This is a genomic window from Streptomyces sp. V4I23 (genome assembly GCF_030817975.1).
In the GTDB taxonomy this organism is placed as follows: Bacteria; Actinomycetota; Actinomycetes; order Streptomycetales; family Streptomycetaceae; genus Streptomyces.
Genome location: NZ_JAUSZW010000004.1, coordinates 3,266,515 through 3,287,044, shown reverse-complemented (window position 1 = coordinate 3,287,044; position 20,530 = coordinate 3,266,515). Strand labels below are relative to the sequence as shown.

Genomic DNA, 20,530 nt, shown 5'->3' with positions numbered 1-20,530 from the left:
CGCTACACCTCCTCCTCGATCGTCCCGCTCGCCCCGATGTACCAGGTGCGGTGCGCCTGGCCCGGATACGGCGGGCCGAAGCGGTGCAGCTGGGCGGTGAGGACGGCAGGCGGCACCGGGTGCTCCCGCATGCCGTTGCGCCGGACCAGCTCGTCCTCGTCGACGAGCACGACGGCGTGGGTGACCAGGGCGTCACGGCGCCGTGCGACCGCGTGCACCAGGGAGCGCTGCTGCTGGTTGAGCGAGGTCGCGTCCCACACCGCGGTGCCGCCCGCCGCCAGGGCGGCGTCCAGCCGGTCGAGCCCCGCGCGCAGGATCTCCGCGTTGGCCTTCTGGTCGGCGCGTGAACCGCGGGCCTCGCGCAGGTCGTCGAGCGAGACGTACGCGTCCACCCCGGCGAGGCCCCGTGCGAACGTGCTCTTGCCGCTGCCCGCCGGGCCCACGGTCTGGACGAGCTTCGGGAAGTCGCCGGCGCGCCACTGCCAGGTCGCCGCGACGGCCTCCGCGGCCGTGCCGATCCGCCCGAGCGCGTACGCCTCGCGCGCCTCGGCCCGGCAGCGGGCCGCGGCGTCCGGCTCCAGGTCCGCGAAGACCTCGGCCAGCCCTGCGATCGGTGCGGCGTCCTCGGCGTGCAGCGCCGACCACTCCACCTGCTCGCGCGCCTCGGCGGTCGGGGCCGTCGCCCGGGCGACGGCGTGCAGGACGCCGAGGTCGGCGGCGTACGACATGCGCACCAGACCGGCCCGCCGGTCCTCGTCCGGATAGGGCCGGTGCAGCGCCGGGGCCAGCCCGACGAGGTCCGCCACGCGCCGGGCGAGCGGCATGCCGAGCACCGCGGCCAGCCTGGGCGCGAGCCACGCCCGCCGGCTGCCGTGCAGCAGTGCGGCCAGGACGCCCGAGAGCCGGGCGTCGCCCGTGACGCCCGCGACCTCCAGCCTGCCGAGGGCCGCCGCGTCGCCGCCGGGCACCCCGAGCGCGGCGGCCAGTGCCGCCGCGTCGGCGGGAGCGCCCGAACGCACCGCCCACAGCGGCGCGTTCGGGCCGAGCCCGTTCGCCACGACGGCTGCGTGCATCCAGTGCGTACCGGTCTGCACATGACCGGCACGCACCCACTTGGCCACGCGCAGCCCGAACTCCTCGGCCATGAAGCCGTCGGCGGTGCGGACGACGTACCCTTCCTGCCGCGTGAGGTCCGGCTTCAGCGCCCGCAGCGCACGCTCGTCGAAGACCCCGCGCCACAGCACACGCGGCGTCGGAACCCCCAGGTCGCGCAGGAAGCGGACGGTCCGGTCCCAGTCCAGACACCAACCGAGCTCGTCCCACACGGAGAACCCGTAGAAGTAGCCGTCCAGGTCGTCGTACGCGATCGAGTGCCGGGCGTACATGTTCTCGCCGCACACCCGCCAGCCCTCGGGAACGGCGTGTCCGATGCGTCCGTGCAGCGCCTTGACCCAGGCCCGGGACGGGTGGTGAGCCGAGTCGAGGGACCGGGCGTGCAGACCGTCGCGGTACAGCGTGGTGTTCTCGCCGTCGAGCTTCTCGGTGACGACGACCTCGCGCCCGAGCAGTCCGCGCAGGTCGGTGACGCGCACATCGTCTGCGGTCGCCCCTGGTGACCAGGGCAGATGTCGTGTCCTCGGATAGTGCGTACGCATGGTGACCGTTCCCCCGTAACAGCGGCTGCGCGGTCACTGTAAGTGTGCGCCCAGACGTGCTTCGACGGGTTTTCCTTGCGGGGCGACCGTATCGTCCCGGTATGAGACCCGAACCGGGGCCGGCCGGGGCTCGGGCCGAAAGGGCGCCGGCGGGAGCGGCGGGCACGGGCGAGCAGCCCTGCCGTGCGCCCCCGGGCAAGGGCTTCCGGGGAGCGAACCGCGTGCCGCGGTTTGACACGCAACCCCCGCGGGGTAATCTCTTCGGCTCGATTGGCCACGGGCCCTGAGCGTGTGGCAGACTGTCCGGGTTGCTCGGTTGAGTGCCGATGCTGCGCGCCTCCCGCCGGGAGGACCGGAAGCGAGTCCCACAGTACTCGTCGATCCCACGCGGGTCGGACGTACGGGAATCTTCCGGGAAGTGTCAGCGGGGTACCGGCCAGGCACTCGGTGGGAGCTCTTCCCCCGATGCGCGGTCTCGGCCCGTGCCCCCTTGGTTGGGAAATCCTTCGGGAGATCTTCGTAGAGGGAGTGCGACACGCCCGACCGCGTGGGTCGGAGAAGAGAGCAGGACTCGCCGAGTTCCAGAGCGTTTCACTAGACAAAGGACTACTGAGTAGCCATGGCGGGACAGAAGATCCGCATCCGGCTCAAGGCCTACGACCACGAGGTCATCGACTCCTCGGCGAAGAAGATCGTCGAGACGGTGACCCGCACTGGTGCGTCGGTCGCAGGCCCGGTGCCGCTGCCCACTGAGAAGAACGTGTACTGCGTCATCAAGTCGCCGCACAAGTACAAGGACTCGCGCGAGCACTTCGAGATGCGCACGCACAAGCGCCTGATCGACATCCTCGACCCGACGCCCAAGACCGTTGACTCGTTGATGCGCCTGGACCTTCCGGCCGGCGTCGACATCGAGATCAAGCTCTGAGAGGCGCGGAAGAGATGGCTAAGCAGATCAAGGGCGTCCTGGGCGAGAAGCTCGGCATGACCCAGGTCTGGGACGAGAACAACCGTGTCGTCCCGGTGACCGTCGTCAAGGCCGGGCCCTGCGTCGTTACCCAGGTCCGTACGAACGACATCGACGGCTACGAGTCGGTCCAGATCGCCTTCGGCGAGATCGACCCGCGCAAGGTGAACAAGCCCCTCAAGGGCCACTTCGCCAAGGCCGACGTGACCCCCCGCCGTCACCTGGTGGAGCTCCGCACCCCTGACGCCAGCGAGTACACGCTGGGCCAGGAGATCACTGCCGAGGTGTTCGAGTCCGGCGTCAAGGTCGACGTCACGGGCAAGAGCAAGGGCAAGGGCTTCGCCGGTGTCATGAAGCGTCACAACTTCAAGGGCCTCGGCGCCGGTCACGGCACCCAGCGCAAGCACCGCTCTCCCGGTTCCATCGGTGGCTGCGCCACCCCGGGCCGTGTGTTCAAGGGCCTCCGCATGGCGGGCCGTATGGGCAACGAGCGGGTCACCACCCAGAACCTGACCGTTCACGCCGTTGACGCGGAGAAGGGCCTGCTCCTCATCAAGGGCGCAGTTCCTGGTCCGAACGGCGGCCTGGTCCTGGTCCGCACTGCGGCCAAGGGGGCCTGAGGACTATGAGCACCATTGACATTCTGTCGCCCGCAGGCGACAAGACCGGGACCGTCGAGCTCCCGGCCGAGATCTTCGACGCCAAGGTCAGCGTCCCGCTGATCCACCAGGTCGTCGTCGCGCAGCTGGCCGCTGCCCGTCAGGGCACGCACAAGGTCAAGACGCGTGGCGAGGTCCGCGGTGGTGGCAAGAAGCCTTACCGCCAGAAGGGCACCGGCCGCGCCCGCCAGGGTTCGACCCGTGCGCCGCAGTTCGCCGGCGGTGGCGTCGTCCACGGCCCCGTGCCGCGTGACTACTCGCAGCGGACCCCGAAGAAGATGAAGGCCGCCGCCCTGCGCGGTGCCCTCTCGGACCGGGCCCGCCACTCCCGTATCCACGTCGTCTCCGGCGTGGTCGAGGGCGAGGTCTCCACCAAGGCCGCCAAGACGCTGTTCGGCAAGATCTCGGAGCGCAAGAACCTGCTCCTGGTCGTGGACCGCAGCGACGAGGCCGCGTGGCTGTCCGCCCGCAACCTGCCCCAGGTCCACATCCTGGAGCCGGGCCAGCTGAACACGTACGACGTGCTCGTCTCCGACGACGTGGTCTTCACTCAGGCCGCCTTCGAGTCCTTCGTGTCCGGCCCCAAGGCCGCCAACGACACCGAAGGGAGCGAGGCCTGATGTCCGAGGCCACGATCACCAGCAAGACCTACTCGGACCCGCGCGACATTCTCGTCAAGCCGGTTGTGTCCGAGAAGAGCTACGCGCTGCTGGACGAGAACAAGTACACGTTCATCGTCGACCCGCGTGCCAACAAGACCCAGATCAAGCAGGCCGTCGAGGCGGTCTTCTCGGTCAAGGTCACCGGGGTCAACACGATCAACCGCCAGGGCAAGCGCAAGCGCACCCGCACCGGTTTCGGCAAGCGCGCCAACACCAAGCGCGCCATCGTGACCCTTGCTGAGGGCGACCGTATCGACATCTTCGGCGGTCCGACCGCCTGAGGGCGGTCTGGATCGTCCGATATCGGACGAGGACTGAGAAATGGGTATCCGCAAGTACAAGCCGACGACTCCGGGCCGTCGTGGCTCCAGCGTCGCCGACTTCGTCGAGATCACGCGGTCCACGCCGGAGAAGTCGCTGGTCCGCCCCCTGCACAGCAAGGGCGGCCGTAACAACACCGGTCGTGTGACCGTCCGTCACCAGGGCGGTGGCCACAAGCGCGCCTACCGCGTGATCGACTTCCGTCGTCACGACAAGGACGGCGTGCCGGCCAAGGTCGCTCACATCGAGTACGACCCGAACCGCACCGCGCGCATCGCGCTCCTGCACTACGCAGACGGCGAGAAGCGCTACATCATCGCGCCGCGTGGCCTGAACCAGGGCGACCGTGTCGAGAACGGCCCGGCCGCCGACATCAAGCCCGGCAACAACCTGGCGCTGCGCAACATCCCGGTCGGTACGACCATCCACGCCATCGAGCTGCGGCCCGGCGGCGGCGCGAAGTTCGCCCGCTCCGCGGGTGCCTCCGTGCAGCTGCTGGCGAAGGAGGGCCAGATGGCCCACCTGCGTATGCCGTCCGGCGAGATCCGCCTGGTCGACGTCCGCTGCCGCGCCACCATCGGCGAGGTCGGCAACGCCGAGCAGTCGAACATCAACTGGGGCAAGGCCGGCCGCAAGCGCTGGCTGGGCGTTCGCCCGACCGTTCGCGGTGTGGCGATGAACCCGGTTGACCACCCGCACGGTGGTGGTGAGGGCAAGACCTCCGGTGGTCGCCACCCGGTCTCCCCGTGGGGTCAGAAGGAGGGTCGTACTCGTTCTCCCAAGAAGGCGAGCAACAAGTACATCGTCCGCCGCCGCAAGACGAACAAGAAGCGCTAGGAGCGGGTTTAGATGCCGCGCAGTCTCAAGAAGGGGCCCTTCGTCGACGACCACCTGATCAAGAAGGTGGATTCGCAGAACGAAGCCGGCACCAAGAACGTCATCAAGACCTGGTCCCGTCGCTCGATGATCGTCCCGGCCATGCTGGGCCACACGATCGCGGTGCACAACGGCAAGACCCACGTCCCGGTGTTCGTCACCGAGTCCATGGTCGGCCACAAGCTCGGCGAGTTCTCGCCGACTCGCACCTTCCGCGGCCACGTCAAGGACGACCGGAAGTCGAAGCGCCGCTAAGGCGGGGTGGAACGACTCATGACTTACACCGAAGGGACAACCATGGAAGCCAGGGCCCAGGCGCGGTACATCCGCGTCACGCCCATGAAGGCCCGCCGCGTGGTGGACCTCATCCGTGGCATGGATGCCACGGAGGCTCAGGCGGTCCTGCGTTTCGCCCCGCAGGCCGCGAGCGTGCCGGTCGGCAAGGTGCTGGACAGCGCCATTGCCAACGCCGCGCACAACTACGACCACACGGACGCCTCCACGCTGTTCATCAGCGAGGCGTACGTGGACGAGGGCCCGACCCTGAAGCGGTTCCGTCCGCGTGCTCAGGGCCGTGCCTACCGGATCCGTAAGCGGACCAGCCACATCACCGTGGTCGTCAGCAGCAAGGAAGGAACCCGGTAATGGGCCAGAAGGTAAACCCGCACGGGTTCCGGCTCGGTATCACCACGGACTTCAAGTCCCGCTGGTACGCCGACAAGCTGTACAAGGACTACGTCAAGGAAGACGTCGCCATCCGTCGGATGATGACGTCCGGCATGGAGCGCGCCGGCATCTCGAAGGTTGAGATCGAGCGCACCCGTGACCGCGTGCGGGTGGACATCCACACCGCGCGTCCCGGTATCGTCATCGGCCGCCGTGGCGCCGAGGCCGACCGCATCCGCGGCGACCTCGAGAAGCTCACGGGCAAGCAGGTCCAGCTGAACATCCTCGAGGTCAAGAACCCCGAGGTCGACGCTCAGCTTGTGGCCCAGGCCGTTGCCGAGCAGCTGTCCTCCCGCGTCTCCTTCCGCCGTGCCATGCGCAAGAGCATGCAGTCGGCCATGAAGGCGGGCGCCAAGGGCATCAAGATCCAGTGTGGTGGCCGTCTCGGCGGCGCCGAGATGTCCCGCTCGGAGTTCTACCGCGAGGGCCGTGTGCCGCTGCACACGCTCCGCGCGAACGTCGAGTACGGCTTCTTCGAGGCCAAGACCACCTTCGGCCGCATCGGCGTGAAGGTCTGGATCTACAAGGGCGACGTCAAGAACATCGCCGAGGTCCGCGCCGAGAACGCTGCTGCCCGCGCCGGCAACCGCCCGGCCCGTGGCGGCGCCGACCGCCCGGCCCGTGGTGGCCGCGGTGGCGAGCGTGGCGGTCGCGGTCGCAAGCCGCAGCAGGCTGCTGCTGCCGAGGCCCCCAAGGCCGAGGCCGCTGCCGCCGCTCCGGCTGAGAGCACCGGAACGGAGGCCTGACCGAAATGCTGATCCCCCGTAGGGTCAAGCACCGCAAGCAGCACCACCCGAAGCGCAGCGGTATGTCCAAGGGTGGTACGCAGGTTGCGTTCGGCGAGTACGGCATCCAGGCCCTCACTCCGGCGTACGTGACCAACCGCCAGATCGAGGCGGCTCGTATCGCGATGACCCGCCACATCAAGCGTGGCGGCAAGGTCTGGATCAACATCTACCCGGACCGCCCGCTGACCAAGAAGCCTGCCGAGACCCGCATGGGTTCCGGTAAGGGTTCCCCGGAGTGGTGGGTCGCGAACGTCAAGCCCGGTCGGGTGATGTTCGAACTGTCCTACCCGAACGAGAAGATTGCTCGTGAGGCGCTCACCCGCGCTGCTCACAAGCTTCCGATGAAGTGCCGCATCGTTCGGCGCGAGGCAGGTGAGGCGTGATGTCGGCCGGAACCAAGGCGTCCGAGCTGCGCGAGCTGGGCAACGAGGAGCTTGTTGCCAAGCTCCGCGAGGCCAAGGAAGAGCTGTTCAACCTCCGCTTCCAGGCGGCGACCGGTCAGCTCGAGAACCACGGCCGGCTGAAGGCCGTCCGCAAGGACATCGCCCGGATCTACACCCTGATGCGTGAGCGTGAGCTGGGCATCGAGACGGTGGAGAGCGCCTGATGAGCGAGAGCAACGTGACTGAGAACAAGACCGAGCGCGGATTCCGCAAGACCCGTGAGGGTCTGGTCGTCAGCGACAAGATGGACAAGACCGTCGTCGTCGCCGTCGAGGACCGCGTGAAGCACGCGCTGTACGGCAAGGTCATCCGCCGTACGAACAAGCTCAAGGCGCACGACGAGCAGAATGCCGCGGGCGTCGGCGACCGTGTCCTCCTCATGGAGACCCGGCCGCTGTCCGCGACGAAGCGCTGGCGCGTCGTCGAGATCCTCGAGAAGGCCAAGTAATTGCTTGAAGGGGTAACCCTTCGAGTTCGTTCCGCCAGGCTCGGTGGGGGCTTCCCCTCGTAAGAGGACAGCCCCCGCCGGGAACCGGCAGACAATCAGGAGATAGACGTGATCCAGCAGGAGTCGCGACTGCGTGTCGCCGACAACACTGGTGCCAAGGAGATCCTTTGCATCCGTGTTCTCGGTGGCTCCGGTCGCCGCTACGCGGGCATCGGTGACGTCATCGTCGCCACCGTCAAGGATGCGATCCCCGGTGGCAACGTGAAGAAGGGTGACGTCGTCAAGGCGGTCATCGTTCGCACCGTCAAGGAGCGCCGCCGCCAGGACGGCTCGTACATCCGCTTCGACGAGAACGCCGCCGTCATTCTGAAGAACGACGGCGACCCTCGCGGCACCCGTATCTTCGGCCCCGTGGGCCGTGAGCTGCGCGAGAAGAAGTTCATGAAGATCATCTCGCTCGCGCCGGAGGTGCTGTAAGCATGAAGATCAAGAAGGGCGACCTGGTACAGGTCATCACCGGCAAGGACAAGGGCAAGCAGGGCAAGGTCATTCAGGCCTTCCCCCGCGAGGACCGCGTCCTGGTCGAGGGTGTCAACCGGGTCAAGAAGCACACCAAGGCCGGCCAGACCGCTCGCGGTTCGCAGACCGGTGGCATCGTCACGACCGAGGCCCCCATCCACGTGAGCAATGTTCAGCTCGTCGTGGAGAAGGACGGCAACAAGGTCGTCACGCGCGTCGGTTACCGCTTCGACGAAGAGGGCAACAAGATCCGCGTTGCCAAGCGGACGGGTGAGGACATCTGATGGCTACCACCACCACTCCGCGTCTGAAGACGAAGTACCGCGAGGAGATCGCGGGCAAGCTGCGTGAGGAGTTCTCCTACGAGAACGTCATGCAGGTTCCCGGCCTCGTCAAGATCGTGGTCAACATGGGTGTGGGCGACGCCGCCCGCGACTCCAAGCTGATCGAGGGCGCCATCCGCGACCTCACCACGATCACCGGTCAGAAGCCGGCCGTCACCAAGGCCCGCAAGTCCATCGCGCAGTTCAAGCTGCGCGAGGGTCAGCCGATCGGTGCCCACGTCACGCTCCGTGGCGACCGCATGTGGGAGTTCCTGGACCGCACCCTGTCGCTCGCGCTCCCGCGCATCCGCGACTTCCGTGGTCTGTCCCCCAAGCAGTTCGACGGCCGTGGCAACTACACCTTCGGTCTCACGGAGCAGGTTATGTTCCACGAGATCGACCAGGACAAGATCGACCGTGTCCGGGGTATGGACATCACCGTGGTCACCACGGCGACCAACGACGACGAGGGCCGCGCCCTCCTTCGTCACCTCGGCTTCCCGTTCAAGGAGGCGTGAGCGAGATGGCGAAGAAGGCTCTGATTGCCAAGGCTGCTCGCAAGCCGAAGTTCGGTGTGCGCGCGTACACCCGCTGCCAGCGCTGCGGCCGTCCGCACTCCGTGTACCGCAAGTTCGGCCTGTGCCGCGTGTGCCTTCGTGAGATGGCTCACCGTGGCGAGCTGCCGGGCGTGACCAAGAGCTCCTGGTAATCCCTTCATCGGGATGACCGGAGTCTCTCGGTAAGCACTGGGTATGGCGGAGGCCCTTCCCTCCATGGCTTAGGCTAGGAGGGTTGGGCGTCCGCCGCCCGTACGACTTACTACGCCGTAGGTCCCCGCGCCGCACCCGTCCCGCCCCTGTGTGGGGAGAGGGATGGCGCATACAGGAAACCCCGGCGAGAGAGGCCGAAGGCCAATTCATGACCATGACTGATCCGATCGCAGACATGCTTACGCGTCTGCGGAACGCGAACTCGGCATACCACGACTCCGTGTCGATGCCGCACAGCAAGATCAAGTCGCACATCGCGGAGATCCTCCAGCAGGAGGGTTTCATCACCGGCTGGAAGGTCGAGGACGCCGAGGTCGGCAAGAACCTCGTCCTCGAGCTGAAGTTCGGCCCGAACCGTGAGCGTTCGATCGCCGGCATCAAGCGCATCTCGAAGCCGGGTCTGCGCGTTTACGCGAAGTCCACCAACCTGCCGAAGGTTCTCGGCGGCCTGGGCGTGGCGATCATCTCCACGTCCCACGGTCTCCTGACCGGCCAGCAGGCGCAGAAGAAGGGCGTGGGTGGGGAAGTCCTCGCCTACGTCTGGTAGTCGGGAACGGAGGAAAGCAAATGTCGCGCATCGGCAAGCTCCCCATCCCGGTTCCCTCCGGCGTGGACGTCACCATCGACGGCCGCACGGTCACCGTCAAGGGCTCCAAGGGCACCCTGACGCACACCGTTGCCGCTCCGATCGAGATTGTTAAGGGCGAGGACGGCGTTCTGAACGTCACCCGTCCCAACGACGAGCGTCAGAACAAGGCCCTCCACGGCCTGTCCCGCACGCTGGTGGCGAACATGATCACCGGTGTGACCCAGGGATACACCAAGGCGCTCGAGATCAGCGGTGTCGGTTACCGCGTCGCCGCGAAGGGCTCCAACCTGGAGTTCCAGCTCGGTTACAGCCACCCGATCCTGGTGGAGGCCCCCGAGGGCATCTCCTTCAAGGTCGAGTCGCCGACCAAGTTCTCGGTCGAGGGCATCGACAAGCAGAAGGTCGGCGAGGTCGCCGCGAACATCCGCAAGCTGCGCAAGCCCGACCCGTACAAGGCCAAGGGCGTGAAGTACGCGGGCGAGGTCATCCGCCGCAAGGTCGGAAAGGCGGGTAAGTAAGCCATGGCATACGGTGTGAAGATCGCCAAGGGCAAGGCCTACAAGGCTGCTGCCATCAAGCGCCGCCACATCCGCGTCCGCAAGAAGGTCTCGGGCACGGCCGAGCGTCCGCGCCTGGTCGTGACGCGCTCGAACCGCCACATGGTCGCCCAGGTCATCGACGACATCAAGGGTCACACCCTGGCGTCGGCGTCGACCCTGGACACCTCCATCCGGGGTGGCGAGGGCGACAAGTCCGCGCAGGCCAAGCAGGTCGGCGCCCTGGTCGCCGAGCGTGCCAAGGCCGCCGGTGTCGAGGCTGTCGTGTTCGACCGTGGTGGCAACCAGTACGCCGGGCGCATCGCCGCCCTGGCGGACGCCGCCCGCGAAGCCGGGCTCAAGTTCTGAGCCTGCCGTAGCTAGCGGAAACAGAGAGAGGTAAATCCAATGGCTGGACCCCAGCGCCGCGGAAGCGGTGCCGGTGGCGGCGAGCGGCGGGACCGGAAGGGCCGTGACGGCGGCGCAGCTGCCGCCGAGAAGACCGCGTACGTTGAGCGCGTTGTCGCGATCAACCGCGTCGCCAAGGTTGTGAAGGGTGGTCGTCGCTTCAGCTTCACCGCGCTCGTCGTGGTGGGCGATGGTGACGGCACCGTCGGCGTGGGCTACGGCAAGGCCAAGGAGGTGCCGGCCGCCATCGCCAAGGGTGTTGAGGAGGCCAAGAAGCACTTCTTCAAGGTCCCCCGTATCCAGGGCACCATCCCGCACCCGATCCAGGGCGAGAAGGCTGCCGGCGTCGTTCTGCTCAAGCCGGCTTCCCCCGGTACCGGTGTTATCGCCGGTGGCCCGGTGCGTGCCGTGCTCGAGTGCGCGGGCGTGCACGACATCCTGTCGAAGTCGCTCGGCTCGGACAACGCGATCAACATCGTGCACGCGACCGTGGCGGCCCTGAAGGGCCTGCAGCGTCCCGAGGAGATCGCGGCGCGCCGCGGTCTGCCGCTCGAGGACGTCGCTCCCGCGGCTCTGCTGCGTGCGCGTGCGGGAGCGGGTGCGTAATGGCTCGCCTCAAGATCACGCAGACGAAGTCGTACATCGGCAGCAAGCAGAACCACCGCGACACCCTGCGTTCGCTTGGCCTCAAGCGGGTCAACGACGTGGTCGTCAAGGAGGACCGTCCCGAGTTCCGCGGCATGGTGCACACCGTCCGCCACCTCGTGACGGTCGAGGAGGTCGACTGACATGGCGGAGCAGAACCCGCTGAAGGTCCACAACCTCCGTCCCGCCCCCGGCGCCAAGACCGCCAAGACCCGTGTCGGTCGTGGTGAGGCGTCGAAGGGTAAGACGGCCGGTCGTGGTACCAAGGGCACCAAGGCCCGTTACCAGGTTCCGCAGCGCTTCGAGGGCGGGCAGATGCCCCTCCACATGCGCCTGCCGAAGCTCAAGGGCTTCAAGAACCCGTTCCGCACCGAGTACCAGGTCGTGAACCTGGACAAGCTGGCCGCCCTGTACCCGCAGGGTGGCGAGGTCACCGTCGCCGACCTGGTCGACAAGGGTGCCGTGCGCAAGAACAGCCTCGTCAAGGTCCTGGGCCAGGGCGAGATCTCCGTGGCGCTGCAGGTGACGGTCGACGCCGTCTCCGGCTCCGCCAAGGAGAAGATCGCCGCCGCCGGCGGCACCGTCACCGAGCTCGTCTGAGACTACTCGATGGCTTGAACGTCCAGCCGGGGATGCCTTCCAAAAGGGGCATCCCCGGTTGGTCGTTCCTAGGGGGGCATGGTCGCCGGTAAGGTGGCGTGCACTGTTAACTTCAGCCCGGTGTGCCTACCCGGCAAACCGTGCGGATACGTATTCGTCGATCCTCAAGACCGTCACCTCTGACGCAGAAGCGCGGGGGTCGCAGGAGGCACCGTGCTCACCGCGTTCGCCCGGGCGTTCAAGACGCCCGACCTGCGCAAGAAGCTGCTGTTCACACTGGCCATCATCGTGCTGTACCGCCTCGGGTCGCACATTCCGGTCCCGGGTGTGGACTATCAGAACGTTCAGATCTGTGTGGATGCGGCCCAGAAGGGCAACAACAGCCTGTTCGGGCTGGTGAACATGTTCAGCGGCGGGGCGCTGCTGCAGATCACCATTTTTGCGCTGGGCATCATGCCGTACATCACGGCGAGCATCATCCTTCAGCTGCTGACCGTGGTGATCCCACGGCTCGAGGCCCTCAAGAAGGAGGGCCAGTCCGGCACGGCGAAGATCACGCAGTACACGCGGTATCTGACCGTCGCGCTCGCCGTGCTCCAGGGCACCGGCCTGGTGGCGACCGCCCGCAGCGGCGCGCTGTTCAGCGGCTGCACGGTGGCCGACCAGATCGTTCCCGACCAGTCGATCTTCACCACCGTCGTGATGGTGGTCACGATGACCGCCGGCACCGCCGCCGTCATGTGGCTGGGTGAGCTCATCACCGACCGCGGCATCGGCAACGGCATGTCCATCCTGATGTTCATCTCGATCGCCGCCGGTTTCCCGGGCGCCCTGTGGGCCATCAAGGAGAGCGGCAAGCTCGCGGGCGGCTGGATCGAGTTCGGCACGGTCATCCTGATCGGCTTCGTGATGGTCGGCCTCGTCGTCTTCGTCGAGCAGGCCCAGCGCCGTATCCCTGTGCAGTACGCGAAGCGCATGATCGGCCGCAGGTCGTACGGCGGTACGTCCACTTACATCCCGCTCAAGGTGAACCAGGCAGGTGTGATTCCTGTCATCTTCGCGTCGTCGCTGCTGTACATCCCGGCGCTCGTCGCGCAGTTCTCGAACTCCAACGCAGGCTGGAAAACCTGGATCGAAGCCCACTTCGTCAAGGGTGACCACCCCTACTACATCGCTACGTACTTCCTCCTGATCGTGTTCTTCGCCTTCTTCTATGTGGCGATCTCGTTCAACCCCGAGGAAGTCGCGGACAACATGAAGAAGTATGGTGGCTTCATCCCGGGTATCCGGGCTGGTCGTCCTACTGCCGAGTACCTGAGCTACGTGCTCAACAGGATCACTTGGCCGGGCTCGCTGTACCTGGGTCTGATTGCTCTTGTTCCGACGATGGCGTTGGCAGGCTTCGGAGGCGCGAACCAGAACTTCCCGTTCGGCGGGACGAGCATCCTCATCATCGTGGGTGTGGGTCTGGAGACCGTGAAGCAGATCGAGAGCCAGCTCCAGCAGCGCAATTACGAAGGGTTCCTCCGCTGATGCGAATCGTCCTTGTCGGACCGCCCGGTGCCGGGAAGGGAACGCAGGCTGCGTACCTTGCCAAGAACCTGTCGATCCCGCACATCTCCACGGGCGACCTCTTCCGTGCCAACATCTCCCAGGGCACGGAGCTGGGCAAGCAGGCCAAGGCATACATGGACGCCGGCAACCTGGTCCCGGACGAGGTGACCATCGGGATGGCCAAGGACCGCATGTCCCAGTCCGACGCCGTGAACGGGTTCCTGCTGGACGGCTTCCCGCGCAACGTGGGCCAGGCCGAGGCACTGGACGAGATGCTGCAGAGCGAGGGCGTCACGCTGGACGCGGTCCTCGACCTGGAGGTCCCCGAGGACGAGGTCGTCAAGCGGATCGCCGGCCGTCGCGTGTGCCGCAACGACAGCGCGCACGTCTTCCACGTCACGTACACCCCGCCGCAGGCCGAGGGTGTCTGCGACGAGTGCGGCGGCGAGCTGTACCAGCGCGACGACGACTCCGAGGAGACGGTGCGCAAGCGGCTCGAGGTCTACCACACGCAGACCGAGCCGATCATCGACTACTACAAGGCCCAGGGCCTGGTGGTCACCATCTCCGCGCTGGGCAAGGTCGCCGACGTGACCGCCCGGGCGATGGAGGCCCTGCAGAAGGACAAGGCCGCCCAGGCCTGATCCGGACAGTCTCGAGTACGGCCGCGGTGTCCGACGGACGCCGCGGCCGTATTGTTGATAAGCCCCTGATTCCCCGCCGAGAAAGGCGTCCGCCGCAATGGTGCAGATCAAGACCCCCGAGCAGATCGCGAAGATGCGCGAGGCGGGACTGGTCGTCGCCGCCATCCACGCGGCGACCCGGGAGGCCGCGGTGCCCGGCGCCACGACCCGGGACCTGGACGAGGTCGCCCGCAAGGTGATCGCCGACCACGGCGCCAAGTCGAACTTCCTCGGGTACGGCGGCTTCCCCGCGACGATCTGCACGTCGGTGAACGAGATCGTCGTCCACGGCATCCCCGACGAGAAGACCGTCCTGAAGGACGGCGACATCATTTCCGTCGACTGCGGCGCGATCGTCGACGGCTGGCACGGCGACGCGGCGTACACGGCCTTCGTGGGCAGCGGTCACGCCCCGGAGCTCATCGAGCTGTCCAGGGTGACCGAGGAGTCGATGTGGGCCGGCATCGCCGCGATGAAGAACGGCAACCGCCTCGTCGACATCTCCCGCGCCATCGAGACGTACATCCGCCGCCAGCCGCGTCCCGCGACCGGCAAGTACGGGATCATCGAGGACTACGGCGGTCACGGCATCGGCACCGAGATGCACATGGACCCGCACCTGCTGAACTACGTCTCCCGCAAGCGCGGCCGCGGCCCCAAGCTGGTGCCGGGCTTCTGCCTCGCGATCGAGCCGATGGTCTCGCTCGGCACGCCGCTGACCGATGTGCTCGAGGACGACTGGACGGTCGTCACGACCGACGGCACCTGGTCCTCGCACTGGGAGCACTCCGTGGCGCTCACGGAGGAGGGCCCGCTCGTGCTGACGGCCCCCGACGGCGGGAAGGCGAAGCTGGCCGAGCTGGGCGTCACCGCGGCGCCGGACCCCCTGGCCTGACGGCCGGGCCGCTCCCGACAGCGTAACGATCTTCTACGGTGGGCACACTTGCCGGATTCGTCTTTTCGAAGGGCCTGACGTAGACTGATGCGTCGGCTCTCGTGTACCCGTGTGTCCACACCCGGGGAGGAGAGTCGATCAAGGTAGCCGATTCGAAAGGCGAAGCGTGGCCAAGAAGCAAGGTGCCATCGAAATCGAGGGCACCGTGATCGAGTCCCTCCCGAACGCCATGTTCAAGGTGGAGCTCCAGAACGGTCACAAGGTCCTCGCGCACATCTCCGGCAAGATGCGGATGCACTACATCCGAATCCTTCCGGACGACCGGGTCGTCGTGGAGCTTTCTCCGTACGACCTGACGCGTGGGCGGATCGTCTACCGCTACAAGTAGATCTTGTCGCACCCCCTTCCGCGGGGTGTCGGCACTGACCCGGAGAACCTCACATCCCATGAAGGTCAAGCCGAGCGTCAAGAAGATCTGCGACAAGTGCAAGGTGATCCGCCGTCACGGCCGGGTCATGGTCATCTGCGACAACCTGCGCCACAAGCAGCGCCAGGGCTGACGCACGACCACCTGCACTCGCAGTTCTTCGCGCGACGCACGTAAAAACATGTACATACGCAGAGCCCGCCTGGCTACGGCTGGCGACACCTCCGGTGGAGGCCGGAGACCTGGGCGTACCACCCTTCTCCAAGGGTCGGCGACCACGGAACGGCTTTGCGGAAGACCTCCGACTACAACAGGAGCCATGAATGGCACGCCTTGAAGGCGTTGACCTCCCGCGCGACAAGCGTATTGAGGTCGCCCTCACCTACGTCTTCGGCATCGGGCGCACCCGGTCCAAGGAGACCCTCGCCGCCACCGGTGTCGACCCCAACATCCGCGTTCGTGACCTGGCCGAAGAGGACCTCGTCAAGATTCGCGAGTACGTGGACGTCAACTTCCAGACCGAAGGTGACCTCCGCCGCGACATCCAGGCGAACATCCGCCGCAAGGTCGAGATCGGCTGCTACCAGGGTCTGCGCCACCGTCGCGGCCTGCCGGTCCACGGCCAGCGCACCAGCACGAACGCGCGCACCCGCAAGGGCCCGCGTCGCGCCATCGCCGGTAAGAAGAAGCCGGGCAAGAAGTAGTCCGCAGCGGACGACTGTCCACGGTCTTCGCTGTAGGACCGACCACCTCCCGTAGGAGTTATAGATGCCCCCCAAGGGTCGTCAGGGCGCTGCCAAGAAGGTGCGCCGCAAGGAAAAGAAGAACGTCGCTCACGGCCACGCGCACATCAAGAGCACGTTCAACAACACGATCGTGTCCATCACGGACCCGACCGGCAACGTGATCTCCTGGGCCTCCGCCGGCCACGTCGGCTTCAAGGGCTCGCGCAAGTCCACCCCCTTCGCCGCGCAGATGGCCGCCGAGTCGGCCGCCCGCCGCGCGCAGGAGCACGGCATGCGCAAGGTCGACGTCTTCGTCAAGGGTCCCGGCTCCGGCCGTGAGACCGCGATCCGCTCCCTCCAGGCCACCGGCCTCGAGGTCGGCTCGATCCAGGACGTCACCCCCACGCCCCACAACGGCTGCCGTCCGCCGAAGCGCCGCCGCGTCTGACGCACGGCCGCTTGCGGGACGGTGTCCGGCTGGGGGTCCGGGGGTCATCCCCCGGATGTCGCAGCACGGCTGCCGTCCGCCGAAGCGCCGCCGCGTCTGACGCACGGCCGCTCGGCTGCTTGACCAGGGTGTTCCGGGCGGTACGTCCCCATTGGGGCGTACCGCCCGTACCCTGTATCAGAGGACGTCAAATAGCGGGCGTCCACGACTGAAGGAAACACACCATGCTGATCGCTCAGCGCCCCTCGCTGACCGAAGAGGTTGTCGACGAGTACCGCTCGCGGTTCGTCATCGAGCCGCTGGAGCCGGGCTTCGGCTACACGCTCGGCAACTCCCTGCGCCGTACGCTCCTCTCCTCGATCCCGGGTGCGGCGGTCACGTCCATCCGCATCGACGGTGTCCTGCACGAGTTCACCACCGTGCCGGGCGTCAAGGAGGACGTCACCGACCTCATCCTCAACATCAAGCAGCTGGTCGTCTCCTCGGAGCACGACGAGCCGGTCGTGATGTACCTGCGCAAGCAGGGTCCCGGCCTGGTCACCGCTGCTGACATCGCCCCGCCGGCCGGTGTCGAGGTGCACAACCCCGACCTGGTGCTCGCCACGCTGAACGGCAAGGGCAAGCTGGAGATGGAGCTGACCGTCGAGCGCGGTCGCGGCTACGTCTCCGCCGTGCAGAACAAGCAGGTGGGCCAGGAGATCGGCCGTATCCCGGTCGACTCCATCTACTCGCCGGTGCTCAAGGTCACCTACAAGGTCGAGGCGACCCGAGTCGAGCAGCGCACCGACTTCGACAAGCTGATCGTCGACGTCGAGACCAAGCAGGCCATGCGCCCGCGCGACGCCATGGCGTCCGCCGGCAAGACCCTGGTCGAGCTGTTCGGTCTGGCCCGTGAGCTCAACATCGACGCCGAGGGCATCGACATGGGCCCGTCCCCCACGGACGCCGCCCTGGCCGCCGACCTCGCGCTGCCGATCGAGGAGCTCGAGCTCACCGTTCGTTCGTACAACTGCCTCAAGCGTGAGGGTATCCACTCCGTGGGTGAGCTCGTGGCGCGCTCCGAGGCCGACCTCCTCGACATCCGCAACTTCGGTGCGAAGTCGATCGACGAGGTCAAGGCGAAGCTGGCCGGCATGGGCCTGGCCCTCAAGGACAGCCCGCCCGGATTCGACCCGACCGCCGCCGCCGACGCCTTCGGCGCCGACGACGACGCGGACGCCGGGTTCGTCGAGACCGAGCAGTACTGAGCCCCTCCCGGTGCGGGCGGCGGGTCGTGAGGCCCGCCGCCCGCACCGGGCGGACTCGGCCGTGGGGCCCTGCCCCCGGCACCCGGGCTCCGGCCCGGGACTGGACTTCCCCGGTTCGTCCGGGGCCCCGCGAGGGGCACGCCCCTCGCACACCCTCCGGCGACCGCCAGGAGGGAACTGACACCGGTACCTGACACGGCCGGTGCAGATCACAAGGAGAAACCCCATGCCGCGTCCCACCAAGGGAGCCCGTTTCGGCGGCAGCGCCGCGCACGAGAAGCTGCTTCTCGCGAACCTGGCGAAGTCGCTGTTCGAGCACGGCCGCATCACCACGACCGAGGCGAAGGCCCGCCGCCTGCGTCCGGTCGCCGAGCGCCTGATCACCAAGGCGAAGAAGGGCGACATCCACAACCGTCGCCTGGTGCTGCAGACCATCACGGACAAGGGCGTCGTGCACACCCTGTTCACCGAGATCGCTCCGCGTTACGCCGAGCGTCCCGGCGGCTACACCCGCATCACGAAGATCGGCAACCGTCGTGGCGACAACGCCCCGATGGCCGTGATCGAGCTGGTCGAGGGTGAGATCGCGAAGAAGGCCACCGTCGCCGAGGCCGAGGCCGCCACCAAGCGTGCGGTCAAGGAGTCCGAGGCGAAGGCCGAGGAGGCCAAGGTCGAGGAGACCGAGGCCGACGAGGCCCCGGCCGACGAGGCCAAGGACGCCTGAACCGCGTTCTGACGGCTCACGGGCCCGCTCCCCTCGGGGGGCGGGCCCGTTCCGTGTCCGCTGCTTGAGAGGATTGATGGCGTGAGCGATGAGGTGGAGCCCGGCTTCGTGCGGGTGCGGCTGGATCTGTCGTACGACGGCAGGGACTTCTCCGGCTGGGCCAAGCAGGCCCGCGGGCAGCGGACCGTGCAGGGCGAGATCGAGGACGCGCTGCGTACGGTGACGCGGTCGTCCGTGACGTACGAGCTGACGGTCGCCGGGCGCACGGACGCCGGGGTGCACGCGCGCGGGCAGGTGGCGCACGTGGACCTGCCCGAGGAGCTGTGGGCGGAGCACCGGGACAAGCTCCTGAAGCGGCTGGCGGGCCGGCTGTCGAAGGACGCGCGCGTGTGGAGCGTGACCGAGGCCCCGGCGGGGTTCAACGCGCGGTTCTCGGCGATCTGGCGCCGCTACGCGTACCGCGTGACCGACAATCCCGGCGGTGTCGATCCGCTGCTGCGCGGCCATGTGCTGTGGCACGACTGGCCGCTGGACGTCGACGCGATGAACGCGGCGGCCGAGCGGCTGGTCGGGGAGCACGACTTCGCGGCGTACTGCAGGAGGCGCGAGGGCGCCACCACCATCCGCACGTTGCAGCGGCTGTCCTGGGAGCGGGACGCCTCCGGTGTCGTCACGGCGACCGTGAAGGCCGACGCCTTCTGCCACAACATGGTGCGTTCGCTGGTCGGCGCGCTGCTGTTCGTGGGGGACGGGCACCGGCCGGTGGAGTGGCCGGCCAAGGTCCTCGCGGCGGGCGTGCGTGACTCGGCGGTGCACGTCGTGCGGCCGCACGGACTGACACTGGAGGAAGTCGGCTACCCCGCGGACGAGTTGCTCGCCGCCCGGAACCGGGAGGCGCGCAACCGGCGTTCGCTGCCGACCGGTCCGCTACTGGGCGGGTGCGGTGGCTGCGGCTGAGGCCTGGGCCTCGCCGCGGCGCACGATCTGGCGGAACGCGAACTCGCTGATGTCGTCGCCGGAGCGGTACGCCTTGGTGTCACCGGTCGTCACGGACTTGGCCTTCGTGTAGCCCGTGATGGTGAAGTAGCCGTAGCGGCCGTAGGAGTTGTACGTGTTCCGGCAGACCGGGCCGCCCTTGCAGAACGTGGGGACGCCGGCGCCGGGCAGCGGAGCGATGCCGCCCTTGGCCTGCTGGACGACCGTCTTGGCCTTCGCCTCGTTCTCGAAGGTCGCGACGCCGACGGTGACCGCGATGCCGTCCTTGAGGTAGGTCGCGCGGAAGACCTGTTCGCAGCCGTGCGTCTCCAGGACCGGGCCGAGGGCGCCGCTGGTGACCGACGCGCAGTTGCCGGTGCGGGAGGTGGCGCCCTTGGTGTAGACGCGGTCGCCGTCACCCATCGTCAGCTTCCTGCCGGGGAAGAGGGTTTCGGCGCTGAGCGGCGCCGTGTCCTTCTTGCGGTCGGAGACGAAGTCCTTCGGGTTCGGCGGGGGCAGGGGCTCCACCGAGGAGAAGGACGGCTGCGGCTGGGTGGTGTCCTGCGGCAGGGTGGGCGCGGTGGGCAGGGTGCTGTTCTTGTCGGACGCGGTGTCGCTGCCGTCGTTGTTCGACGAGACGATCGCGGTCGCGACGATCCCGGCGATCAGCGCGGTGGCGAGCGCGCCGCCGCCGATCATCAGCCAGCGCTTGCGGCGGGCGCGGGCGGCGGACGCGTCGGCGAGCGCGGCCCAGTCAGGGCTGCCCGAGTCCCCGCCGTACTGACCGCGGACGCCGCCGTACGGGTCCTGGCCGTACGGATCCTGCCCGTACGGGCCCTGGTTGTACGGGTCCTGGTTCTGTCCGCCGGAACCCCACTGAGGTCCCCCCTGCCCAAAGCTCATGCCGCGCATCCTAA

33 protein-coding genes are annotated in these 20,530 nt (G+C 67.6%); 31 read left to right on the top strand and 2 right to left on the bottom strand.

Features of this window, described 5'->3' with window-relative positions; translation table 11 throughout:
• Nucleotides 1-2: 2 nt before the first annotated feature.
• Nucleotides 3-1,655: an RNA ligase family protein gene (locus QFZ82_RS17035; protein WP_307713979.1), complete on the bottom strand. Its 1,653-nt coding sequence runs from the start codon at nt 1,653-1,655 to the stop codon at nt 3-5.
• Between the two features lie 619 nt (nt 1,656-2,274).
• Here QFZ82_RS17035 and rpsJ point away from each other — a divergent pair.
• From rpsJ to truA, 31 genes are all read left to right on the top strand, one after another.
• The gene (rpsJ, locus tag QFZ82_RS17030; RefSeq protein ID WP_003948644.1) at nt 2,275-2,583 is read left to right on the top strand and encodes a 30S ribosomal protein S10; all 309 of its coding nucleotides are present in this window, start codon (nt 2,275-2,277) and stop codon (nt 2,581-2,583) included.
• Nucleotides 2,584-2,597: 14 nt separating this feature from the next.
• A complete protein-coding gene (gene rplC / locus QFZ82_RS17025; RefSeq protein ID WP_005313592.1) occupies nt 2,598-3,242 on the top strand; it encodes a 50S ribosomal protein L3 in 645 nt (214 codons plus the stop codon).
• 5 nt (nt 3,243-3,247) lie between these two features.
• Nucleotides 3,248-3,901 (top strand): 50S ribosomal protein L4, encoded by a 654-nt coding sequence (gene rplD / locus QFZ82_RS17020; protein WP_307713978.1) that lies wholly within the window; start codon nt 3,248-3,250, stop codon nt 3,899-3,901.
• Nucleotides 3,901-4,224, top strand: coding sequence for a 50S ribosomal protein L23 (rplW, locus tag QFZ82_RS17015; RefSeq protein ID WP_307713977.1), 324 nt, complete (start codon nt 3,901-3,903; stop codon nt 4,222-4,224). The genes rplD and rplW overlap by 1 nt, the downstream gene beginning before the upstream one ends.
• A gap of 40 nt (nt 4,225-4,264) precedes the next feature.
• Nucleotides 4,265-5,101, top strand: coding sequence for a 50S ribosomal protein L2 (rplB, locus tag QFZ82_RS17010; protein WP_177148618.1), 837 nt, complete (start codon nt 4,265-4,267; stop codon nt 5,099-5,101).
• Between the two features lie 12 nt (nt 5,102-5,113).
• Nucleotides 5,114-5,395, top strand: a complete 282-nt coding sequence (rpsS, locus tag QFZ82_RS17005) for a 30S ribosomal protein S19 (protein ID WP_177148619.1) — start codon at nt 5,114-5,116, stop codon at nt 5,393-5,395.
• 42 nt (nt 5,396-5,437) lie between these two features.
• On the top strand, nt 5,438-5,785 hold the full coding sequence (rplV, locus tag QFZ82_RS17000) for a 50S ribosomal protein L22 (protein ID WP_043264895.1): 348 nt from the start codon (nt 5,438-5,440) through the stop codon (nt 5,783-5,785).
• Nucleotides 5,785-6,612 (top strand): 30S ribosomal protein S3, encoded by an 828-nt coding sequence (gene rpsC, locus QFZ82_RS16995; protein ID WP_177148620.1) that lies wholly within the window; start codon nt 5,785-5,787, stop codon nt 6,610-6,612. Before rplV ends, rpsC begins: the two co-directional genes overlap by 1 nt.
• Before the next feature lie 5 nt (nt 6,613-6,617).
• On the top strand, nt 6,618-7,037 hold the full coding sequence (gene rplP, locus QFZ82_RS16990; RefSeq protein WP_017949658.1) for a 50S ribosomal protein L16: 420 nt from the start codon (nt 6,618-6,620) through the stop codon (nt 7,035-7,037).
• Nucleotides 7,037-7,261: a 50S ribosomal protein L29 gene (gene rpmC / locus QFZ82_RS16985; protein ID WP_017949657.1), complete on the top strand. Its 225-nt coding sequence runs from the start codon at nt 7,037-7,039 to the stop codon at nt 7,259-7,261. Before rplP ends, rpmC begins: the two co-directional genes overlap by 1 nt.
• Complete coding sequence (rpsQ, locus tag QFZ82_RS16980) at nt 7,261-7,545, top strand: 30S ribosomal protein S17 (protein WP_093656384.1); 285 nt, start codon at nt 7,261-7,263, stop codon at nt 7,543-7,545. Before rpmC ends, rpsQ begins: the two co-directional genes overlap by 1 nt.
• A 108-nt stretch (nt 7,546-7,653) precedes the next feature.
• Entirely contained in the window at nt 7,654-8,022 is a 369-nt protein-coding gene (gene rplN / locus QFZ82_RS16975; protein ID WP_003956455.1) for a 50S ribosomal protein L14, read from the top strand.
• 2 nt (nt 8,023-8,024) lie between these two features.
• Nucleotides 8,025-8,348 carry a 50S ribosomal protein L24 gene (gene rplX / locus QFZ82_RS16970; protein ID WP_177148621.1) on the top strand — a complete coding sequence of 108 codons (324 nt, stop codon included), beginning with the start codon at nt 8,025-8,027 and terminating at the stop codon, nt 8,346-8,348.
• On the top strand, nt 8,348-8,905 hold the full coding sequence (gene rplE / locus QFZ82_RS16965; protein ID WP_019888759.1) for a 50S ribosomal protein L5: 558 nt from the start codon (nt 8,348-8,350) through the stop codon (nt 8,903-8,905). Before rplX ends, rplE begins: the two co-directional genes overlap by 1 nt.
• Nucleotides 8,906-8,910: 5 nt before the next feature.
• The gene (locus tag QFZ82_RS16960; RefSeq protein ID WP_003956452.1) at nt 8,911-9,096 is read left to right on the top strand and encodes a type Z 30S ribosomal protein S14; all 186 of its coding nucleotides are present in this window, start codon (nt 8,911-8,913) and stop codon (nt 9,094-9,096) included.
• Between the two features lie 209 nt (nt 9,097-9,305).
• Complete coding sequence (gene rpsH / locus QFZ82_RS16955) at nt 9,306-9,704, top strand: 30S ribosomal protein S8 (RefSeq protein WP_019888762.1); 399 nt, start codon at nt 9,306-9,308, stop codon at nt 9,702-9,704.
• Nucleotides 9,705-9,724: 20 nt separating this feature from the next.
• Complete coding sequence (gene rplF, locus QFZ82_RS16950; RefSeq protein WP_307713976.1) at nt 9,725-10,264, top strand: 50S ribosomal protein L6; 540 nt, start codon at nt 9,725-9,727, stop codon at nt 10,262-10,264.
• Nucleotides 10,265-10,267: 3 nt separating this feature from the next.
• The gene (gene rplR / locus QFZ82_RS16945) at nt 10,268-10,651 is read left to right on the top strand and encodes a 50S ribosomal protein L18 (RefSeq protein WP_177148623.1); all 384 of its coding nucleotides are present in this window, start codon (nt 10,268-10,270) and stop codon (nt 10,649-10,651) included.
• A gap of 39 nt (nt 10,652-10,690) precedes the next feature.
• Nucleotides 10,691-11,296, top strand: a complete 606-nt coding sequence (gene rpsE / locus QFZ82_RS16940; protein WP_005313527.1) for a 30S ribosomal protein S5 — start codon at nt 10,691-10,693, stop codon at nt 11,294-11,296.
• Nucleotides 11,296-11,478: a 50S ribosomal protein L30 gene (rpmD, locus tag QFZ82_RS16935; RefSeq protein ID WP_071273185.1), complete on the top strand. Its 183-nt coding sequence runs from the start codon at nt 11,296-11,298 to the stop codon at nt 11,476-11,478. Before rpsE ends, rpmD begins: the two co-directional genes overlap by 1 nt.
• Before the next feature lies 1 nt (nt 11,479).
• Nucleotides 11,480-11,935 carry a 50S ribosomal protein L15 gene (gene rplO, locus QFZ82_RS16930; RefSeq protein WP_177148624.1) on the top strand — a complete coding sequence of 152 codons (456 nt, stop codon included), beginning with the start codon at nt 11,480-11,482 and terminating at the stop codon, nt 11,933-11,935.
• A gap of 213 nt (nt 11,936-12,148) precedes the next feature.
• Complete coding sequence (gene secY, locus QFZ82_RS16925) at nt 12,149-13,468, top strand: preprotein translocase subunit SecY (RefSeq protein WP_177148625.1); 1,320 nt, start codon at nt 12,149-12,151, stop codon at nt 13,466-13,468.
• Nucleotides 13,468-14,133, top strand: a complete 666-nt coding sequence (locus QFZ82_RS16920; RefSeq protein WP_307713975.1) for an adenylate kinase — start codon at nt 13,468-13,470, stop codon at nt 14,131-14,133. The genes secY and QFZ82_RS16920 overlap by 1 nt, the downstream gene beginning before the upstream one ends.
• 97 nt (nt 14,134-14,230) lie before the next feature.
• Nucleotides 14,231-15,067 carry a type I methionyl aminopeptidase gene (map, locus tag QFZ82_RS16915; protein ID WP_307713974.1) on the top strand — a complete coding sequence of 279 codons (837 nt, stop codon included), beginning with the start codon at nt 14,231-14,233 and terminating at the stop codon, nt 15,065-15,067.
• Nucleotides 15,068-15,233: 166 nt separating this feature from the next.
• Nucleotides 15,234-15,455, top strand: coding sequence for a translation initiation factor IF-1 (gene infA, locus QFZ82_RS16910; RefSeq protein WP_003956442.1), 222 nt, complete (start codon nt 15,234-15,236; stop codon nt 15,453-15,455).
• A 58-nt stretch (nt 15,456-15,513) separates the two neighbouring features.
• The gene (rpmJ, locus tag QFZ82_RS16905; RefSeq protein ID WP_003956441.1) at nt 15,514-15,627 is read left to right on the top strand and encodes a 50S ribosomal protein L36; all 114 of its coding nucleotides are present in this window, start codon (nt 15,514-15,516) and stop codon (nt 15,625-15,627) included.
• A gap of 190 nt (nt 15,628-15,817) precedes the next feature.
• Nucleotides 15,818-16,198 carry a 30S ribosomal protein S13 gene (gene rpsM, locus QFZ82_RS16900; RefSeq protein ID WP_177148628.1) on the top strand — a complete coding sequence of 127 codons (381 nt, stop codon included), beginning with the start codon at nt 15,818-15,820 and terminating at the stop codon, nt 16,196-16,198.
• A 64-nt stretch (nt 16,199-16,262) separates the two neighbouring features.
• Nucleotides 16,263-16,667, top strand: coding sequence for a 30S ribosomal protein S11 (gene rpsK / locus QFZ82_RS16895; RefSeq protein WP_003948617.1), 405 nt, complete (start codon nt 16,263-16,265; stop codon nt 16,665-16,667).
• Between the two features lie 224 nt (nt 16,668-16,891).
• Nucleotides 16,892-17,914, top strand: coding sequence for a DNA-directed RNA polymerase subunit alpha (locus QFZ82_RS16890; protein ID WP_003956430.1), 1,023 nt, complete (start codon nt 16,892-16,894; stop codon nt 17,912-17,914).
• Between the two features lie 226 nt (nt 17,915-18,140).
• Nucleotides 18,141-18,638, top strand: a complete 498-nt coding sequence (gene rplQ, locus QFZ82_RS16885) for a 50S ribosomal protein L17 (RefSeq protein WP_307713973.1) — start codon at nt 18,141-18,143, stop codon at nt 18,636-18,638.
• An 81-nt stretch (nt 18,639-18,719) separates the two neighbouring features.
• Nucleotides 18,720-19,595 carry a tRNA pseudouridine(38-40) synthase TruA gene (truA, locus tag QFZ82_RS16880; RefSeq protein WP_307713972.1) on the top strand — a complete coding sequence of 292 codons (876 nt, stop codon included), beginning with the start codon at nt 18,720-18,722 and terminating at the stop codon, nt 19,593-19,595.
• Here truA and QFZ82_RS16875 read toward each other — a convergent pair.
• Nucleotides 19,566-20,516, bottom strand: a complete 951-nt coding sequence (locus QFZ82_RS16875) for a hypothetical protein (protein ID WP_307713971.1) — start codon at nt 20,514-20,516, stop codon at nt 19,566-19,568. The two genes, truA and QFZ82_RS16875, sit on opposite strands and share 30 nt — an antisense overlap.
• Between the last annotated feature and the right edge of the window lie 14 nt (nt 20,517-20,530).

Bases quoted from the DNA above. Each gene is read 5' to 3' on its own strand.
- map (WP_307713974.1), top strand. From the start codon at position 14,231: ATGGTGCAGATCAAGACCCCCGAGCAGATCGCGAAGATGCGCGAGGCG.
- rpsQ (WP_093656384.1), top strand. From the start codon at position 7,261: ATGAGCGAGAGCAACGTGACTGAGAACAAGACCGAGCGCGGATTCCGC.
- rplP (WP_017949658.1), top strand. From the start codon at position 6,618: ATGCTGATCCCCCGTAGGGTCAAGCACCGCAAGCAGCACCACCCGAAG.
- rpsC (WP_177148620.1), top strand. From the start codon at position 5,785: ATGGGCCAGAAGGTAAACCCGCACGGGTTCCGGCTCGGTATCACCACG.
- rplC (WP_005313592.1), top strand. From the start codon at position 2,598: ATGGCTAAGCAGATCAAGGGCGTCCTGGGCGAGAAGCTCGGCATGACC.
- rplX (WP_177148621.1), top strand. From the start codon at position 8,025: ATGAAGATCAAGAAGGGCGACCTGGTACAGGTCATCACCGGCAAGGAC.
- QFZ82_RS17035 (WP_307713979.1), bottom strand. From the start codon at position 1,655: ATGCGTACGCACTATCCGAGGACACGACATCTGCCCTGGTCACCAGGG.
- rpsM (WP_177148628.1), top strand. From the start codon at position 15,818: ATGGCACGCCTTGAAGGCGTTGACCTCCCGCGCGACAAGCGTATTGAG.
- QFZ82_RS16875 (WP_307713971.1), bottom strand. From the start codon at position 20,516: ATGAGCTTTGGGCAGGGGGGACCTCAGTGGGGTTCCGGCGGACAGAAC.
- rpsS (WP_177148619.1), top strand. From the start codon at position 5,114: ATGCCGCGCAGTCTCAAGAAGGGGCCCTTCGTCGACGACCACCTGATC.
- QFZ82_RS16890 (WP_003956430.1), top strand. From the start codon at position 16,892: ATGCTGATCGCTCAGCGCCCCTCGCTGACCGAAGAGGTTGTCGACGAG.
- rpmC (WP_017949657.1), top strand. From the start codon at position 7,037: ATGTCGGCCGGAACCAAGGCGTCCGAGCTGCGCGAGCTGGGCAACGAG.
- rplF (WP_307713976.1), top strand. From the start codon at position 9,725: ATGTCGCGCATCGGCAAGCTCCCCATCCCGGTTCCCTCCGGCGTGGAC.
- rpsE (WP_005313527.1), top strand. From the start codon at position 10,691: ATGGCTGGACCCCAGCGCCGCGGAAGCGGTGCCGGTGGCGGCGAGCGG.
- rplB (WP_177148618.1), top strand. From the start codon at position 4,265: ATGGGTATCCGCAAGTACAAGCCGACGACTCCGGGCCGTCGTGGCTCC.
- rplD (WP_307713978.1), top strand. From the start codon at position 3,248: ATGAGCACCATTGACATTCTGTCGCCCGCAGGCGACAAGACCGGGACC.
- rplO (WP_177148624.1), top strand. From the start codon at position 11,480: ATGGCGGAGCAGAACCCGCTGAAGGTCCACAACCTCCGTCCCGCCCCC.
- rpmD (WP_071273185.1), top strand. From the start codon at position 11,296: ATGGCTCGCCTCAAGATCACGCAGACGAAGTCGTACATCGGCAGCAAG.
- rplW (WP_307713977.1), top strand. From the start codon at position 3,901: ATGTCCGAGGCCACGATCACCAGCAAGACCTACTCGGACCCGCGCGAC.
- rplQ (WP_307713973.1), top strand. From the start codon at position 18,141: ATGCCGCGTCCCACCAAGGGAGCCCGTTTCGGCGGCAGCGCCGCGCAC.
- rpsK (WP_003948617.1), top strand. From the start codon at position 16,263: ATGCCCCCCAAGGGTCGTCAGGGCGCTGCCAAGAAGGTGCGCCGCAAG.
- rpmJ (WP_003956441.1), top strand. From the start codon at position 15,514: ATGAAGGTCAAGCCGAGCGTCAAGAAGATCTGCGACAAGTGCAAGGTG.
- QFZ82_RS16960 (WP_003956452.1), top strand. From the start codon at position 8,911: ATGGCGAAGAAGGCTCTGATTGCCAAGGCTGCTCGCAAGCCGAAGTTC.
- rplR (WP_177148623.1), top strand. From the start codon at position 10,268: ATGGCATACGGTGTGAAGATCGCCAAGGGCAAGGCCTACAAGGCTGCT.
- rplE (WP_019888759.1), top strand. From the start codon at position 8,348: ATGGCTACCACCACCACTCCGCGTCTGAAGACGAAGTACCGCGAGGAG.
- QFZ82_RS16920 (WP_307713975.1), top strand. From the start codon at position 13,468: ATGCGAATCGTCCTTGTCGGACCGCCCGGTGCCGGGAAGGGAACGCAG.
- rpsH (WP_019888762.1), top strand. From the start codon at position 9,306: ATGACCATGACTGATCCGATCGCAGACATGCTTACGCGTCTGCGGAAC.
- rpsJ (WP_003948644.1), top strand. From the start codon at position 2,275: ATGGCGGGACAGAAGATCCGCATCCGGCTCAAGGCCTACGACCACGAG.
- rplV (WP_043264895.1), top strand. From the start codon at position 5,438: ATGGAAGCCAGGGCCCAGGCGCGGTACATCCGCGTCACGCCCATGAAG.